Source organism: Pseudomonas protegens (assembly GCF_003363755.1).
Lineage (GTDB): Bacteria > Pseudomonadota > Gammaproteobacteria > Pseudomonadales > Pseudomonadaceae > Aquipseudomonas > Aquipseudomonas danubii.
The window spans coordinates 1,834,876-1,850,064 of sequence record NZ_CP031396.1 but is presented as its reverse complement, the minus strand read 5'-3'; the positions used below and the strand labels follow the sequence as shown (position 1 = coordinate 1,850,064).

The 15,189-nt window shown below is 64.1% G+C and carries 14 protein-coding genes and 1 pseudogene; 9 read left to right on the top strand and 6 right to left on the bottom strand.

The features are described 5' to 3' along the window. Nucleotides 1-79: 79 nt before the first annotated feature. Nucleotides 80-997 (bottom strand): LysR family transcriptional regulator, encoded by a 918-nt coding sequence (locus tag DWF74_RS07980; RefSeq protein WP_102860652.1) that lies wholly within the window; start codon nt 995-997, stop codon nt 80-82. 211 nt (nt 998-1,208) lie between these two features. On the opposite strand from DWF74_RS07980, the gene DWF74_RS07975 reads away from it, so the two are divergent. From DWF74_RS07975 to DWF74_RS07950, 6 genes are all read left to right on the top strand, one after another. After that, nucleotides 1,209-1,967 (top strand): 5-oxoprolinase subunit PxpA, encoded by a 759-nt coding sequence (locus DWF74_RS07975; RefSeq protein WP_102860653.1) that lies wholly within the window; start codon nt 1,209-1,211, stop codon nt 1,965-1,967. Nucleotides 1,968-2,061: 94 nt separating this feature from the next. After that, complete coding sequence (locus DWF74_RS07970; protein ID WP_102860654.1) at nt 2,062-2,304, top strand: acetyl-CoA carboxylase; 243 nt, start codon at nt 2,062-2,064, stop codon at nt 2,302-2,304. A 10-nt stretch (nt 2,305-2,314) separates the two neighbouring features. After that, nucleotides 2,315-3,688: an acetyl-CoA carboxylase biotin carboxylase subunit gene (locus DWF74_RS07965; protein ID WP_115580724.1), complete on the top strand. Its 1,374-nt coding sequence runs from the start codon at nt 2,315-2,317 to the stop codon at nt 3,686-3,688. Next, nucleotides 3,685-4,557 carry a 5-oxoprolinase subunit B family protein gene (locus tag DWF74_RS07960; RefSeq protein WP_115580723.1) on the top strand — a complete coding sequence of 291 codons (873 nt, stop codon included), beginning with the start codon at nt 3,685-3,687 and terminating at the stop codon, nt 4,555-4,557. The genes DWF74_RS07965 and DWF74_RS07960 overlap by 4 nt, the downstream gene beginning before the upstream one ends. After that, nucleotides 4,554-5,528: a biotin-dependent carboxyltransferase family protein gene (locus tag DWF74_RS07955; RefSeq protein WP_102860657.1), complete on the top strand. Its 975-nt coding sequence runs from the start codon at nt 4,554-4,556 to the stop codon at nt 5,526-5,528. The genes DWF74_RS07960 and DWF74_RS07955 overlap by 4 nt, the downstream gene beginning before the upstream one ends. 111 nt (nt 5,529-5,639) lie before the next feature. Then, nucleotides 5,640-6,962, top strand: a complete 1,323-nt coding sequence (locus DWF74_RS07950; RefSeq protein ID WP_102860658.1) for a purine-cytosine permease family protein — start codon at nt 5,640-5,642, stop codon at nt 6,960-6,962. A 21-nt stretch (nt 6,963-6,983) separates the two neighbouring features. On the opposite strand, the gene DWF74_RS07945 is transcribed toward DWF74_RS07950, so the two are convergent. Both DWF74_RS07945 and DWF74_RS07940 read right to left on the bottom strand, forming a co-directional pair. Next, a complete protein-coding gene (locus DWF74_RS07945) occupies nt 6,984-8,594 on the bottom strand; it encodes an inorganic phosphate transporter (RefSeq protein ID WP_115580722.1) in 1,611 nt (536 codons plus the stop codon). A 241-nt stretch (nt 8,595-8,835) separates the two neighbouring features. Beyond that, entirely contained in the window at nt 8,836-9,858 is a 1,023-nt protein-coding gene (locus DWF74_RS07940; protein WP_115580721.1) for a transporter, read from the bottom strand. Between the two features lie 170 nt (nt 9,859-10,028). On the opposite strand from DWF74_RS07940, the pseudogene DWF74_RS30945 reads away from it, so the two are divergent. Continuing rightward, nucleotides 10,029-10,823, top strand: a pseudogene (locus tag DWF74_RS30945) (methyl-accepting chemotaxis protein); the annotation flags it as partial. Nucleotides 10,824-10,988: 165 nt separating this feature from the next. Then, the gene (locus tag DWF74_RS30940) at nt 10,989-11,756 is read left to right on the top strand and encodes a methyl-accepting chemotaxis protein (protein WP_416760392.1); all 768 of its coding nucleotides are present in this window, start codon (nt 10,989-10,991) and stop codon (nt 11,754-11,756) included. 81 nt (nt 11,757-11,837) lie between these two features. Here DWF74_RS30940 and DWF74_RS07930 read toward each other — a convergent pair whose 3' ends face one another. Further along, nucleotides 11,838-12,155, bottom strand: coding sequence for a PepSY domain-containing protein (locus tag DWF74_RS07930; protein WP_115580720.1), 318 nt, complete (start codon nt 12,153-12,155; stop codon nt 11,838-11,840). Between the two features lie 155 nt (nt 12,156-12,310). On the opposite strand from DWF74_RS07930, the gene DWF74_RS07925 reads away from it, so the two are divergent. Then, nucleotides 12,311-13,222, top strand: a complete 912-nt coding sequence (locus tag DWF74_RS07925; protein ID WP_102860662.1) for a sterol desaturase family protein — start codon at nt 12,311-12,313, stop codon at nt 13,220-13,222. Here DWF74_RS07925 and DWF74_RS07920 read toward each other — a convergent pair. Next, complete coding sequence (locus DWF74_RS07920) at nt 13,200-13,880, bottom strand: helix-turn-helix domain-containing protein (RefSeq protein WP_115580719.1); 681 nt, start codon at nt 13,878-13,880, stop codon at nt 13,200-13,202. The genes DWF74_RS07925 and DWF74_RS07920 overlap by 23 nt on opposite strands. Then, nucleotides 13,881-15,008 carry a glycerophosphodiester phosphodiesterase gene (locus DWF74_RS07915; RefSeq protein ID WP_102860664.1) on the bottom strand — a complete coding sequence of 376 codons (1,128 nt, stop codon included), beginning with the start codon at nt 15,006-15,008 and terminating at the stop codon, nt 13,881-13,883. Between the last annotated feature and the right edge of the window lie 181 nt (nt 15,009-15,189).

Sequence of the window (15,189 nt, the reverse complement as noted above, 5' to 3'; positions counted from 1 at the left end):
AGGCTGCGAACGGCTCCGTAGGAGACGCGTGGATCTTGAGGTCGCTGGAGGTTCGGCAAGAGATCGCCAAGCAAGGTGTTCAGCGCCGGGCGCTGAGTTGCTGGGGCGCGAGGAAGGCGTCGTGGAAGTAGTCGCGCAAGGCCTGCATCGCCGGGGTGAAAGTCCGTTCGCGGTGCCAGGCCAGGCCTACGCTCATCGGGGTCACTGCGTCGCTCAGGCTCAGGGTCTCGATGCGCTTGCCCTCCAGGGACCAGGGTCGATGCACCAGGTCCGAAAGAATCGCCACGCCGCTGCCGTTGGCCACCATGCTGCGCACCGCCTCCACCGAACTGGTGCGCACCCGGACATTGGGCTGCTGGCCGGCCTGTTCCCAGTAGCGCATGGCACTCTGCTCGGCTTCGTCGACGGTGAGCAGGATGAACGGCTCCTGGGCCACGTCCGCCAGGCTGACGCTGGCTCGTTCGCAGAGCCGATGGTGGGCCGGCAGCCATAGCCGGCGCTCGGAGTTGAATAGGGTTTCCGAAACGATGTCCGGGTGGGTCAGGTTGGCGGTGAGCACCACCGCCATGTCGAAACGCCCCTCCAGCAACCCTTGCTCGATGGCCTGGCGCTCCTGCTCGTGGAGTTCGATGGTGACGTCCGGGTGCCAGTGCTCCAGGCGTTGCAGGTGGTGCGGCAAGAAGTAGCCGATCACCGTGTAGCTGGCCGCCAGGTGCAGCACACCACTGGCCCGATAGTCCGGCAGCGGACTGTTCAGCGCATCCTCGACACTGCGCAAGATCACATAGGCGCGGTTGAGAAAATGCCGCCCGGCGTCGGTCAGGTTCATGCCCTGGGCCGAGCGCACGAACAACTGCACGGCGAGCATGGCTTCAAGCTCCTTGATCGCCGTGGTCACCGCCGATTGGGAGATATTCAAGTGGATCGCCGCCTGGGAGATCTGCCCGATCTCTGCGGTCGCCACGAAGTAGCGCACCTGGCGCAAGGTCAACGACATGTTCCATTCCCCATCACCTCTGCAGGAGCCGGTTTGTCGGCCAAAGCCATCTCACGCCGGTCTTCGCCGATACGTGGATCACCGCCTGCCTACTCCTAGCAGAGCTTTATCTGTTTTTCAGAAGATGCTCTATCTGATAATAGATCTTCCCAAGGGGTCAAGGCCGCTCTAATTTTCACTGCACGAAGTCACAAGAGTTGGAGCAACAGTGATGCAGGCAGTGGATTTCAATTCGGACATGGGCGAAAGCTTCGGCCCCTGGACCATTGGCGACGGCGTCGACAACGAGCTCATGGGCTTTATCAGTTCGGCCAATATCGCCACCGGCTTTCACGCCGGCGACCCCGGCACCATGCGCCGCACCATCGAACAGGCCAAGCGCCTGGGGGTGGCTATCGGTGCGCATCCGGGGTTCCGCGACCTGGTGGGCTTCGGCCGCCGGCACATCAACGCACCGGCCCAGGAGCTGGTGGACGACATGCTTTATCAGCTCGGCGCCCTGCGGGAAATGGCCCGGGTGCAAGGCGTGAAGTTGCAACACATCAAGCCCCACGGCGCGCTCTACATGCACTTGGCCCGGGACGAGGAAGCGGCGCGGCTGCTGGTGCAAAACCTGCGCAAGCTGGAGCCCGAGCTGCTGCTGTATTGCATGCCCAATTCGGTGATCTGGCACGTCGCCCAGGAGCTGGGCCAGCCGGTGATCCGCGAGTTCTACGCCGACCGCGATTACGACCTCAGCGGCTCCATCGTCTTCACCCGCCAGGTGCGCGCCCTGGACCCGGCTGCCGTCGCCGCCAAGGTGTTACGCGCTTGCCAGACCGGCCTGGTACGTACGGTTGAAGGCGAGGACCTGGCCATCGAGTTCGATTCCATCTGCCTGCACAGCGACACCCCCGGCGCCCTGGATCTGGTGGAGGCCACCCGCACGGCGCTGGATCAGGCCGGCATCGAGGTGCGCGCACCGCGCTGAGGCGCATCGATACGAAGCACCGCGCACAGACGCGGGGTTCATCTGGTTTTGATTTTTTGCCTGCCTTTCTACAACTATTCCAAAAGGAACAGACATGGCCGAATACAGTGTTATCACCCCCTTGCCGGGCACTTTCTATCGCAAGGCCACCCCGGAGTCGGCGCCTTTCGTCGAGGTCGGCGACAGCGTCAGCGCCGATACCGTGATCGGCCTGATCGAAGTCATGAAGCAGTTTTCCGAACTGACCGCCGGGAGCGCGGGTCAAGTCAGCGCCTTTGTGGTGCAAGACGGTGATCCGGTGGAACCGGGTCAGGTCGTCGCGACGCTCGAACAGTGAGGGCCAGGGCATGACTCAAGCAATCAAGAAGTTGCTGGTGGCCAACCGCGGCGAGATCGCCGTGCGCATCATCCGTGCGGCCAAGGCCCTGGGGATTCCCACCGTTGCCGCCTGCAGTGAGGCGGATGCCGACTCCATGGCTGCACGTATGGCCGATGAAGTGCAGATCATCGGCCCGGCGCGGGCCGACAAGAGCTACCTGAATGTCCAGGCCCTGCTCGGTGCCTTGCAGGCCAGTGGTGCCAATGCGGTGCATCCGGGCTATGGCTTTCTTTCCGAGAATGCCGACTTCGCCGAGGCGGTGGTCGAGGCCGGGGCGATCTTCGTCGGTCCCAGCGCCGAAACCATCCGCCGCATGGGCGACAAGGCCGAAGCCCGGCGCACGGCGCAGGCGGCGGGAGTGCCGGTGGTACCGGGCTCCCCAGGTGAGCTCTTCGACCTGGACGCGGCGCTCAAGGCCGCTGAAAGCGTGGGCTTTCCACTGTTGATCAAGGCCAGTGCCGGTGGTGGCGGACGCGGGATTCGCCTGGCTCAGGATGCGGCGCAATTGGCCGAGGAGTTCCCTCGGGCGCAACGCGAAGCCCAGACCGCCTTCGGCAATGGTGCGCTGTACCTGGAGCGTTTCATTGGCCGTGCGCGGCACATCGAAGTCCAGGTCTTGGGCGATGGCCAACACGCGGTGCATCTGTTTGAACGCGAGTGCTCGCTGCAACGGCGGCGGCAGAAGATCTTCGAAGAAGCGCCGTCGCCGGTGCTCAGTGCCGAGCAGCGTGAGCAGTTGTGCAGCAGCGCCGTGCACCTCACCGAAGCCTTGGGTTACCAAGGTGCTGGCACTCTGGAATACCTCTATGACGACAGCACCGGCGAGTTCTTCTTTATCGAGATGAACACGCGGATTCAGGTGGAGCACCCGATCAGTGAACTGATCACCGGCATCGATCTGGTCCAGGCCATGTTGCGCATCGCCGGGGGCGAGCCCCTGGGGTTGCGCCAGAGCGATATCCAGCTCAATGGCGCGGCCTTGCAGATGCGCCTGAATGCCGAAGACCCAGCGCGGGATTTCTTCCCCAGTCCGGGCAAGGTCGAGCAACTGATCTGGCCGCAAGGGGCGGGGGTGCGGGTCGATAGTCACTTGTACCCGGGCTATGCTGTGCCGCCTTATTACGACTCGCTGCTGGCCAAACTGATCGTCCACGGGCGTGACCGTGGCGAGGCCCTGGCCCGGGCGCGGCTGGCCGTGGAACACACCACCTTGACCGGCATGGCCAGCACCTTGGCGCTGCACCGTGAACTGCTGGCCGAGCCCTGGTTGCAGCAGACCGATTTTCACACCGCAACCCTGGAAACCTGGCTGGCCGAGCGCCGCGCCGGAGGTGTCGCATGAACCAGCCGATCCGCTACAGCTTTGGTGCCGACGAGCACCTGTTCGCCGAAGTCAGCGACAGCATGTCCCTGGAAGCCTTCTTCAAGGGCATGGCGGTGACCCGTGCCGTAGAGCGCCTGGAGTTGGATGGGGTGCTGGATGTGTGCCTGGCCAATGCCTCGTTCCAGATTCGTTTCGACCCGGATCGCATCGCTCCGCAGGTTCTGCTGGAGGCGGTGCAGCAGGCCGAGGCCGGGGCGGTGGCCGAGCGCAGCCTGCACACTCGGATCATCGAGATCCCCGTGCTCTACAACGATCCCTGGACCCACGAAACCCTGATGCGCTTTCGCGACCGGCACCAGGACCCCAGCGCCACGGACCTGGAGTACGCGGCGCGTATCAATGGCCTGGCGGACGTCGAGGCCTTCATTGCCGCCCACAGCGGCGCGCCCTGGTTCGTCTCCATGGTGGGCTTCGTCGCCGGGTTGCCGTTCATGTTCCAGATGGTCGAGCGCCAGCGGCAGTTGCAGGTGCCCAAGTACCTGCGGCCGCGCACCGATACGCCCAAGCTGACCCTGGGCCACGGTGGCTGTTTCGGCTGCATCTACTCGGTGCGCGGTGCCGGCGGCTACCAGATGTTCGGCGTCACCCCGGCCCCCATCTACGACCCGCAGCAGCAACTGGCCTACCTCAAGGCGCACATGGTGTTCTTCCGTCCGGGGGACATCGTGCAGTTCAAGCCCATCGATCGTGAGGCTTATGACCAGGCGGTGGCCGAAGTCGAGGCCGGGCGCTTCGACCTGCGTATCCGCGAGGTGGAGTTTTCCCTGGATGCCTTTCTCGCCGACCCGGTCGGCTATCCCAAGTCGCTGCAGGAGGTGCTGGCATGATCAAGGTCATCAAACCGGGCCTGGCCACATCGGTGCAGGACCTGGGTCGCGAAGGTTTCTATCACCTGGGGATTCCGCCGTCCGGGGCCCTGGACCAGTACGCCCTGAGCGCGGCCAACCAGTTGGTGGGCAACCCGGCAGGCGCGGCGGGGCTGGAGTGCACGCTGCTCGGGCCGGAGCTTGAGTTCAGCGCCGACGCCCTGGTGGCGGTTTGCGGCGCGCACATGACACCCAAGCTCGATGGCGTGGACATGCACCTGGACACCGCCTTTGCGGTCAAGGCCGGGCAAGTGCTGCGTTTCGACTTTCCCAAGGCCGGGGCCCGGGCCTATCTGGCGGTGGCCGGTGGCATCGATGTGCCGCTGGTGCTGGGCAGTCGTTCGACCTACGCCCTGGGCGCCCTGGGTGGTTTCCAGGGCCGGCGCCTGGCGGCCGGGGATGAGCTGCCGGTGGGTGTCGCCAGCGGCAAGAGCCGTCCCGGTGCCAGCTTGCCCATGGCGCTGCGCCAATCCCTGGGCGGCGAAATCACTCTGCGGGTGGTGCCGGGGCTGTACTACGAACGCTTGAGCGAGGCGGCCAAGGCCAGCTTCTTCGCCGAACCCTGGACCGTGGGCTCGGAGGCGGACCGCATCGGCTATCGCTTCAAGGGCGGCAGCGCCTTGAGCTTCCAGCCCCGGGAGCAGCCATTCGGCGCCGGTTCCGATCCGTCGAACATCGTCGACAGCTGCTACCCGATTGGCTCGATCCAGGTGCCGGCGGGGCTGGAACCCATCGTCCTGCACCGGGACGCGGTGTCCGGTGGCGGCTACGCCATGATCGGCACAGTGATCAGCGCCGACCTTGACCTGATCGGCCAGATGCAGCCCAACCAGAAGGCCCGCTTTGTTGCGGTGACCCTCGAAGAAGCGCTGGAGGCCCGGCGCTCCTACAAGAAAAAGCTCAGCTGTCTGAGCAAACTGTTTCCTTCCTGATTCTGCCCGCCGCATCGCGCGGGCCATGCCAAACGGTAGGCCAACGCCGCACTTCGGTGCGGTGACGGCTGCCCGCGCTTCAACCCTTGATCGGTTCTGGAGTTCACGCACATGGCAGCTTTATCGCAAGCGAATCAAACCGGGCAGACCCCGGCCGATGTGGCCCTTCCCAGCGATGCACGCATGGGCCGACTGTCCCTGACCATGGCCTGGTGGGCGGTGTGCAGCGCGATGTTCTATATCGTCGTCGGCGCTTCCCTGGCCCTGTCCTACGGCACCCGCAATGCCTTGATCGGCATGCTCTTGTCGGTGCTCAGCTATGGCCTGGTGAACAGCGTCCTCAGCCGCTTCGCCATGCGCAGCGGGCTCTCGGTGGCGCTGTTTTCACGGTTGTTGTTCGGCAGCACCGGGGCTTGCCTGGCGACCCTGATCTTCTTCTCCACGGCCATCTACTACGCGGTGTTCGAGGGTTCGGTGATCGCCGTGGCGCTCAACCACCTGTACCCGCAACTGCTGTACCCGCTGGCGGCGCTGGTGGTGGTGCTGTACAGCGTGCCGTTGATTCTGGGCAGCGTGCAGCACTGGCTGGACAAGCTCAACGGTGTGCTGTTGCCGGTGTACCTGGGGGGCTTGCTGTTCGCCGTGGGCCTGTCCATCAGCCGTTATGGCTACCAGCCGCAATGGCTGGATTTCGGCCCGGCCAATCCCAGTAGCACGGGCTGGTGGGATTGCTTTGTGGCCTACATGGGGGTGTGGATCCTGATGTTGTTCACCTTCGACTATGCACGCTTCGGCAAGCCCGAAGACGCCGGCTATCACGGTCGCTGGAACTTCGGCATGCCGTTCTACGCGGTGACGTTCTTGCTCAACGGTGCGGCAGGGATCTATCTGGTGAGCAGCATTCCCCATGACGGTGCACTCAACGAAGTTTCGGTGGTGATGGCGATCCTGCAATTGATGGGGCTGTGGGGGCTGTTGTTCGTCTGGGCCACGCAAACCCGGATCAACACCGCCAACTACTACCTGGCGACCTTGAACATGCAGGCGTTCTTCGGCCGCTTCGGCCTGCGCGGTTCCTACCTGATGTGGGCGGTGGCCGTGGGGATCATCGTCTACGGCCTGATGCTGGCGGATGTGTTCGCCTACCTGCTCAAGGCCCTGGCCTATCAGGGGATCTTCGTGGTGGCCTGGGTCGGTGTGGCCCTGGCGCAGATTCTGCTGGGGCGTACCGACGTGGCGGCGATTGAGCGCGTGGCGGCCTTCAACCCGGTGGGGCTGACGGCCTGGTTCGGCGGCACGGCCCTGGGCCTGATGCTGATGTGGGCGGGGGGTGGCTTGGCCAGTTTTTCGGCACCACTGACCGGGGTCCTGGCGTTTGCCTTGCAGGCCGGGCTGGCCAGTCGTTTGCACAGCCGCTTGCCCGCCGCCGGCTGACGGGGCGGGGCCAGCGGCGGCTCAGAACAGTTGGGTGAACAGCCAGTACAGGCTGCCCGACAGCAGGATCGCCGCCGGCAAGGTCAGGACCCAGGCCATGGCCAGGTTGCGGATGGTGCGCATCTGCAACCCGCCGCCATTGGCCACCATGGTCCCGGCCACCCCCGAGGACAGGACGTGAGTGGTGGATACCGGCAGGCCGAACATGTCCGCCGCGCCGATGGTCAGCATGGCCACGGTCTCCGCCGAGGCGCCCTGGGCATAGGTCAGGTGGGTCTTGCCGATTTTCTCGCCGACGGTCACCACGATGCGCTTCCAGCCCACCATGGTGCCCAGACCGAGGGCGATGGCCACGGCGATCTTCACCCACAACGGGATAAAGCGCGTGGCGTTGTCGATCTGCTGTTTGAACAGTTGCAACTTGTCCCGGGTGTCCTGATCGAAGTGACCCACTTGGTTCTTGTCCATCAGGCGGATGGTTTCGCTGGTCAGGTACATGTCGTTGCGTACGTTGCTCATGGCTTCGGCGGGCACCTTGGCCAGCGAGCCGTAGCCCTTGACCTCGGCACCGATGGCACCGGTCAGGGCCGCCAGGGCAGGGATCAGTTCAGGCGTTGCCTCCTTGCTGCGCATGTAATCCGAGAGCACCGCGCGAGGATCGGCGGGGGCCACTTGCGGGGCGCTTTTCACCAGGGCTTGCTGGGTGACCTCGGCCACTGCGGCAAATTGCAGTGACTGGTCGGCGGGCATGGTGCGGTTCAGGGCATAGGCCATGGGCAGGGTGCCCACCAGGATCAGCATGATCAGGCCCATGCCTTTCTGGCCGTCGTTGGAGCCGTGGGCGAAGGACACCCCGGTACAGGTCAGGATCAGCAAGCCGCGAATCCACCACGGCGGCGGGGCGTCGCCCTTGGGCGCCTTGTACAGCGCGCGATTCTTGACGAACAGGCGCAGGGCCAACAGCAGCAGGGCGGCAAACATGAAACCGATCAATGGCGAGAACAGCAGGGCGTAGCCGACCTTGGTGGCCTGGCTCCAGTCCACGCCGCTGGTGCCGTCGCGGCCGTGCATCAGTGCGTTGGCCACGCCGACGCCGATGATCGAGCCGATCAGGGTGTGGGACGAAGAGGCCGGCAGCCCCAGCCACCAGGTGCCGAGGTTCCACAGGATGGCGGCGATCAGCAGGGCGAAGATCATGGCGAAGCCGGCGGAGGAGCCCACTTGCAGGATCAGTTCCACCGGCAGCAGGGCGATGATGCCGAACGCCACCGCGCCGCTGGACAGCAGCACCCCGAGGAAGTTGAACAGGCCGGACCAGACCACCGCGAACTGCGGCGGCAGCGAGTGGGTGTAGATCACGGTGGCTACGGCGTTGGCGGTGTCGTGGAAGCCGTTGACGAACTCGAAGCCCAGGGCGATCAGCAGGGCCACGCCCAGCAACAGGAAGGGCGTCCAGGTGGTGACCGTGGTGCCCAGTTCGTGCATGTCGTGCACCAGGCTGTAGGCGGTGAACAGCAAGCCCATGGCCAGCACCGCGAAAAACACCACCAGGGTGAAGGGGCCGGGTTTTTTATCCAGTTGCGGTTGGTGATCGAGGCTGGAGGAGGCGGCAGTCAGGGACGGGGTGGCCATTGCTGGACAATCCTGTTGCTGGAAAGGAATGGTGTCCATGATCGTTGCCAAATGTTACAGGGAGACTGCCTCAGGTCATGGTTTAGGCGATTGAGCCGTTCCGTTGATCAAATCAAGCCCGCGTGGCCATCCCGTTATCCCGCTTATCGCATAGGAGCCGGTTTGCCGGCGAAGAGACCCTCAAGCCTGGCACCTGCCTTGGGGGAGCCTTCGCCGGCAAGCCGGCTCCTACAAGGTGGGGTCAGTAGTCCTGGCGCTTGCGGAAGGCCCAGCGCCCGGCGATCAGGGTGAAGGTGGCCACCAGCGCCACCAGAATCCAGAAGCCCTCCGGGTCGCCGGAAAAGGGAATACCGCCGACATTCATGCCGAAGAAGCCGGCGATGATGTTGATCGGCAGCGCCAGCACCGTGACCACGGTCAGGGTGAACAGGGTGCGGTTGGTCTGTTCATTGAGGTTGGCGGCAATCTCTTCCTGCAGCAGTTTGATCCGTTCGCCCAGGGCCGTGAGGTCGTTGATGATCAGGGCGAACTCTTCGGTGGACTTGCGCAGTTCCTTGACGTCGTCCTTCTGCAGCCATTGCGGCGGGCGGTTGAGCAGGCGCAGCAGGGAGCCCGGTTCCAGGGCCAGCAGGCGTTGCAGGCGCACCAGCACCCGGCGCATGGCTCCCAGTTCGGCACGGTTGCTGGAGACTCGGGACGCCAGCAACTGGTCTTCGATCTGGTCGACGCTGAGGCTGGTCTTGCGCACGATCTGGGTCAGCACTTCACCCTGGTCGCGCAGCAGGTGCACCAGCAGTTCCAGGGGCGAGCGAAAGCGCTCCCCGGCCTTGACCGAGGAGCGCAGCTTGTCCACCGAATGCAGGGGCTGCAGGCGGGCGCTGATGATCAGGTTGCTGCGCACGCAGACCCACAGGGTGGAAATGTCCGAGGACACCATGCTGCTGAAGTTGAATACCACATCGTTGACCACCGCCAGCAGCGCCGAGTCCACGTGTTCGATGCGAGTCGAGCGCGAGCCTTCGTGCAGGGCTTCGAAGAACTCCTCGGGCAATTGCAGGTGGGCTTTCATCCAGCGCTCGCAGGCGGCGTGGGCCAGGTTCAGGTGCAACCAGAGGAATTGGTCGTCGTTGTGCGGCTGTTGCAGGGCTTGCAGGGCCTTGGCTGAGTCCAGTTCATGACCCCGTTCGCCGGGCCGAAAGTTGAAACCGTAGAGCAGGCCAAACAGATCGGAATCGCGGTGACTCTGGTCGATGCTGTGGTTCATGGGGTCTCGCAGGAGGGACAGTGCCTGGCGCGGGCTTTACAGGTTCACTTGGGCCTCATCATGGCAAGGCTTTTTGACAGTTTTGTGACGTTTCAAAGTGCACAGTACGCGTTGCCATACCAGTGGTCGGCAGCGCTCAAGAATGGATCGCGGATGCCGATCACGCTCACATGCAATGCGCATTCGATTTTCCTCGAATGCTCCTGACAGGGAAGTTCGGACCTACGCATGCCTTTAGTGGCTTGCTCCATCCCTGCCATGAGATCTTCTCGATGTTTTTGCAAAAATCCCTGAGAGCGCAAATTCTTGCCCTGCTGAGCGGTAGCCTGTTTGCGGTGTTGTTGATCGCCCTGGCGTGTTTTCACTTGCTGTCCGGTGGCGTGCAGAGCTACCGCGAGCTGATCGAAGGTCCGCTGCGCAGTTCGCAGCTGATCGACGAGGCCAACCTGCAGTTCAAGAGCCAGGTGCAGGAGTGGAAGAACGTGTTGCTGCGGGGCAAGCAGCCCCAGGAGCTGAACAAGTACTGGCAGCAGTTCGAAGATCGTCAGCGGGATGTGCAGAACATCCTCGGCCAGTTGGCCCAGAAGCCGGGCCTGGACTCGGGCTTCAAGAGCCGGGTGCAGCGCCTGGCCGAGGAGCACCGTGCGCTGGGGGCGGCCTATCAGAAGGGCCGTGACGCCTATGTGGCCGCAGGCGCCGATCCGAGTGCCGGTGACGCGGCGGTCAAGGGCGTGGACCGTGCTACCAGCGAACAGATGAGCGAGTTGGTGACCGAGCTGCGCAAGCACAGTGACCAGCAGTCCCGGGACATCAGCTCGGCGGCTGATCGTACGGTGTGGCTGGGCATCCTGGTGATGCTGGTTTCCGGTTTGCTGATCGGCCTGCTCAGCCTGTGGCTGGTGAACCGCAGCCTGGTGCAGCCGATCCGCCAGTTGATCGACTACGTCGCCCAGCTCAGCCGTGGCCAGTTCGCCGACCGGGTGGCCAGCGATCGTCAGGACGAACTGGGCAGGCTGGCGGGGGCCGCCAACACCCTGCGTGACTTCCTGGCCCAGACCTTCAGCAGCCTGCAGCGCAGTGCTGCGGACCTGGACAGCTCCAGCGGCGAGCTCAATTCCATTGCTACCCTCATGTCCCAGGGCACCAACGAGCAGTTCAACCGCACCGATCAGGTGGCGACGGCGATGAACGAGATGTCCGCCACTGCCCAGGAAGTGGCGCGCCACGCTGCCGATGCTGCCCGCGCCGCAGATGATGCCGACCAGTCGGCGCAGCAAGGCGAGCAGGTAATGCAGAGCACGATCCACAGCATCACCCAGATGCGTGGCGAGATCGCCAACACCGCCACGGTGATCCGCCGCCTGGAGGCTGACAGCGGGCGTATCGGCAAGGTCCTGGAAGTGATCCAGGGGATCGCCGAGCAGACCAACCTGCTGGCGCTCAACGCTGCCATCGAAGCGGCCCGGGCCGGTGAGGCGGGGCGCGGGTTTGCCGTGGTCGCCGATGAGGTGCGCAGCCTGGCCCAGCGTACTGCGGCGTCCATCATCGAGATCAACCAGATCATCCAGAGCGTGCAGACCGGTGCGGTGGATGCGGCCCAGGCCATCGAGAGCGGTCAGTCGCGCAGCGAGCAGAGTGTGCAGCAGGTGACCGAGGCCGGTGCAATGCTGGAGCGTATCACCGAAGCGGTGGAAGCGATTCGCGACATGAATCGGCAGATCGCCACCGCCGCCGAGGAGCAGACATCGGTGGCCGAAGACATCTCGCGCAACCTGACCGAGATCACTTCGATTGCCAGTACCAACCTCGATAACGTCCAGCGCACCGAAGCGGCGAGCCGCAACTTGCACGGTCTGTCGGGACAGTTGAACGCAGTCACGGCGCGTCTGGGCGCCTGATACCGCTCACCCTCTATGCGGGCCCAAAAGCACAAGGCCGCGCTCCGGTAACGGGGCGCGGCCTTGTGCTGTGTGCGGGGCTTACTTGTCTTGCTTGTTGCTCAGGACCTTGCCGGTCTTGGCGTCCAGGTCCACGTCCCACTCGATGCCTTTGCTGTCACGCAGTTCTACCTGGTAGACGTAGGTGCCTGTCGCGGTCTGCTCCAGCTCGGTGTCGGTGATGCTGGCGGCGGTGGTGCCCGGGTGCTGGGCCAAGGCTGCCTGGTTGAGTTTTTCCAGGTCCATGATGGCGCCGGATTTGAGCAGGCCCGGGATCAGGTCCGGACGGACATCGGCCTGGGCCAGGCCGGCGGTCAGGGTCAGGGCGGCAGCGGCGAACAGAGCGGAGAACTTGGTCATGGGTTGATTCCTTGGGGTGATGGGTTTCGATGGACACAGGTTAGCCAGTGCAACTTAACTCACCCTTAATTCAGGTCAGTGGTTGCGCCGTTTGTTCAAGCCAGGGGGCTGGGGCGGGGCCCAAGCTGGTGTCTCCCTTCTAGGAGACTCAGTGAATGAAACGATGGCTTGCGTGGTTGTATGCCCCCTTGTTCTTTGGTGGATTCATCGGTGGTGCATTGTGCTGGATGAGCGCGGCAGAGGCGTCTGCGAGCGGGTTGCTGGTGTTGTTTGCGGCCGCGCTCCTGGTGTCGTTCCTGGTGGAGTGGGTCCTGCCTTATGAGCCGGCATGGAATCGCTCCCAGGGTGACCGCCTGCGGGACAGTCTGCATGCCTTGGTCAATGAGGGCCTGAATGCCCTGGGCCTGCTCGCATTGCCGGGACTGGTGGCGCTGCTGGCCCATGACGGTCTGTGGCCTCGGGACTGGCCGCTCTGGGGCCAATTGCTGCTGGCGATCGTGATCGCCGATTGCGGGATCACCCTGGCTCATTACGCCAGCCATCGCTGGGCCTGGCTCTGGCGCCTGCATGCGGTGCACCACAGTGTGCTGCGCATGTACGGTTTCAACGGTCTGCTCAAGCATCCGCTGCACCAACTGCTGGAAGCGACGGCGGGGTTGCTGCCGTTGTTGGTGCTGGGCATCCCGCTGCCGGTGGCACAGTTGCTGGCCCTGGCCATTGCCATTCAATTGCTGTTGCAGCATTCCAATGTCGATATGCGCCTGGGGTTGCTGCGCCTGGTGTTTGCCTGGGCGCCGGTGCATCGCTTTCACCATATGAAGTACGGCCGTGCCGGTGATGTGAATTTCGGTCTGTTCTTCAATGTATGGGACTGGCTGTTGGGAACCGCGTTCTATCGGCATGACTACGCGATGCGCCAGGGCGACCTGGGCATCGGTAGCCGTCCGGACTATCCGGTGGATTACTGGCCGCAGTTACTGGAGCCATTCAAGGCCCAACACTATGCCGCCGAGCCCAAGGTGCCCGAGGCGTTGCGGCGCCCGGTCAATCCAGCAGGCGGGGCTTGAGGGTTTTCAGGGCCTGGCCGGCGGTGACGCCGAACAGCGCCTTCAAGGTCCGGGAGAAGTGCGCGGTGTCGGCGAACCCGGCGCCATGGGCCGCCAGGGCCATGGCCTGCCCCTCCAGCAACAGGGCCATGGCCAGGCGCAGCCGTCGCCACAGCACCAGGCGCCGGACGGGCAGGCCGACATCACGGGCGAACAGCCGTTCCAGCTGGCTCAGGGACAGATGGGCCTGGGCTGCCAGTTGCGTCGCTGCCACCTTGCCCTCCAGGGCAGCGTCCAGGGCCAGCAGCGCCCGTGCCACGCGACGGTCGGCAATGGGCTGGCGCGGACAACTGCGCAGCGCCGCTTCCAGGCCGGGCAGTGAGGGCTCGACACGGCTGACGCTGAGCTGCAGGTCCTGCGCCGTGATTCGCAGTGGCTCGGCGAAGACCGTGAAGGCCCGGTCGGGGGCCTGGATAATGGCGTGGCGATGCAGCGCCTGGATCAGCAGGAAGTGGCCACTGAGTCGGACTCCGTCCAGTTCCACGGTGACCGGCTGTTCGGGGGCAATGATCAGTTGATGGGCGTAGTGGGCATGGGGCGTGGTGCGCCCCATCGCCCCGTGGATCAGACCAAAGTCATGGCCCAGCCAGAGTTCGCCGCTCCAGTGTGAGGCGGACATTCAGTAGCCGCTGGCCTCCAGCAGTTGGGCCACGCTGGCGCTGGCCGGCCGCTTGAAATACTTGAGCAGATCGGCGCTGCGGTTGGTGAAGATGCCATCGACCCCGGCTGCCATGACCTTCTTGAAGTCCACCGGTTCATCGACGGTGTAGACGTGCACCAGCAGGCCCTGGTCGTGGGTGTACTGATTCATCCAGGGTTGCACCAGATCCGCATAGCTCTGATCGCCGCCAGCCGTCAGTGCTGCCGAGGGACCGGTACCGATGGCTCCCTGGGTCTTGGCGAAGTCGACCCAGCGCTTGAACTCGGCCTGGTCCTTGGGTTGCTGCTTGGCATAAAAAGCGGCTTTGTCGGTCTCGCCGCTGCTGGCGAACGTCTGCCCGGAGGCTGGCTCGATGCTGCCGGGAGCCACCCACAGCAACAGGACTTTCGGCACCTTGGGCATTGCCTTGTGCAGCAGCTCCAGGCTGTGTTTGTCGAAGGTCTGCAGCACGACCTTGCCTTTGCCCTGGCCCACGGCCAGTTCGCTTTTCGCCAGCTTGGAGCCCGCCGGGCTCAGCCAGCCGCGGTCCTGGAGTTTTTCCTTGAGATCGTGCTCGATGCCGGGAAACAGCTGGGGCTCCTTGGTCTCGATGTAGAGCCCGGGTTTGTGCTGTGGATTGCCCTGGGCGATGTCGATGATCTCGTCCAGGGTAAGGATCTTCAGGCCGACGAAACCCGGACGGGCGCGGTCCGGATGGGCCTGGTTGAACCAGCTGCCGGCGTCGAGGGTTTTCAGCTCGGCCATGGTGAAGGCGTTGGCCGGGCTGTCCTTGCGTTCGGGGAATTTCTGCGCCACGTCGGTGGTACGTTGCAGGTTGTTGTCGTGCAGGGCGAAGAGCACACCATCCTTGCTGCGCTGCAGGTCCATCTCCAGGTAGTCGGCCCCCAGGTCCCGGGCCAACCTGTAGGACGCGGCGGTGGACTCGGGGGCATCGAAAGAGGCTCCACGGTGGGCGATCACTGCCGGGTGCGGAATGCCCTGGCGAGCGGCAAGTGCATTCGGATCAGGCTGTTCAGCGGCCTGGGCCAGGCCGCAACCGAGCATCAGGGCCAACATCAGGGCACAAGGGGGGAAGGTCGCTGGCATGCTCGAAATCCTTTCGTGGAGGCGGGGGCAAGGACCTATCTTTTAGCAACACAATGACGCTTGTGCTATCTCCAGAGCGACATAAATCCTTCTCATGCGCATCTTTCGCGGTTTTTTCCGGTGCTTTGCAGTACTCTTGGGCGCTGCAGTTTCCCCATCAGAGGGAAGCCTGAAAACAGCT

Coding starts and splice junctions, on each gene's coding strand:
- DWF74_RS07980 (WP_102860652.1), bottom strand. CDS start 997: ATGTCGTTGACCTTGCGCCAGGTGCGCTACTTCGTGGCGACCGCAGAG.
- DWF74_RS07965 (WP_115580724.1), top strand. CDS start 2,315: ATGACTCAAGCAATCAAGAAGTTGCTGGTGGCCAACCGCGGCGAGATC.
- DWF74_RS07925 (WP_102860662.1), top strand. CDS start 12,311: ATGAAACGATGGCTTGCGTGGTTGTATGCCCCCTTGTTCTTTGGTGGA.
- DWF74_RS30940 (WP_416760392.1), top strand. CDS start 10,989: ATGTCCCAGGGCACCAACGAGCAGTTCAACCGCACCGATCAGGTGGCG.
- DWF74_RS07975 (WP_102860653.1), top strand. CDS start 1,209: ATGCAGGCAGTGGATTTCAATTCGGACATGGGCGAAAGCTTCGGCCCC.
- DWF74_RS07950 (WP_102860658.1), top strand. CDS start 5,640: ATGGCAGCTTTATCGCAAGCGAATCAAACCGGGCAGACCCCGGCCGAT.
- DWF74_RS07915 (WP_102860664.1), bottom strand. CDS start 15,008: ATGCCAGCGACCTTCCCCCCTTGTGCCCTGATGTTGGCCCTGATGCTC.
- DWF74_RS07930 (WP_115580720.1), bottom strand. CDS start 12,155: ATGACCAAGTTCTCCGCTCTGTTCGCCGCTGCCGCCCTGACCCTGACC.
- DWF74_RS07945 (WP_115580722.1), bottom strand. CDS start 8,594: ATGGCCACCCCGTCCCTGACTGCCGCCTCCTCCAGCCTCGATCACCAA.
- DWF74_RS07960 (WP_115580723.1), top strand. CDS start 3,685: ATGAACCAGCCGATCCGCTACAGCTTTGGTGCCGACGAGCACCTGTTC.
- DWF74_RS07940 (WP_115580721.1), bottom strand. CDS start 9,858: ATGAACCACAGCATCGACCAGAGTCACCGCGATTCCGATCTGTTTGGC.
- DWF74_RS07970 (WP_102860654.1), top strand. CDS start 2,062: ATGGCCGAATACAGTGTTATCACCCCCTTGCCGGGCACTTTCTATCGC.
- DWF74_RS07955 (WP_102860657.1), top strand. CDS start 4,554: ATGATCAAGGTCATCAAACCGGGCCTGGCCACATCGGTGCAGGACCTG.
- DWF74_RS07920 (WP_115580719.1), bottom strand. CDS start 13,880: ATGTCCGCCTCACACTGGAGCGGCGAACTCTGGCTGGGCCATGACTTT.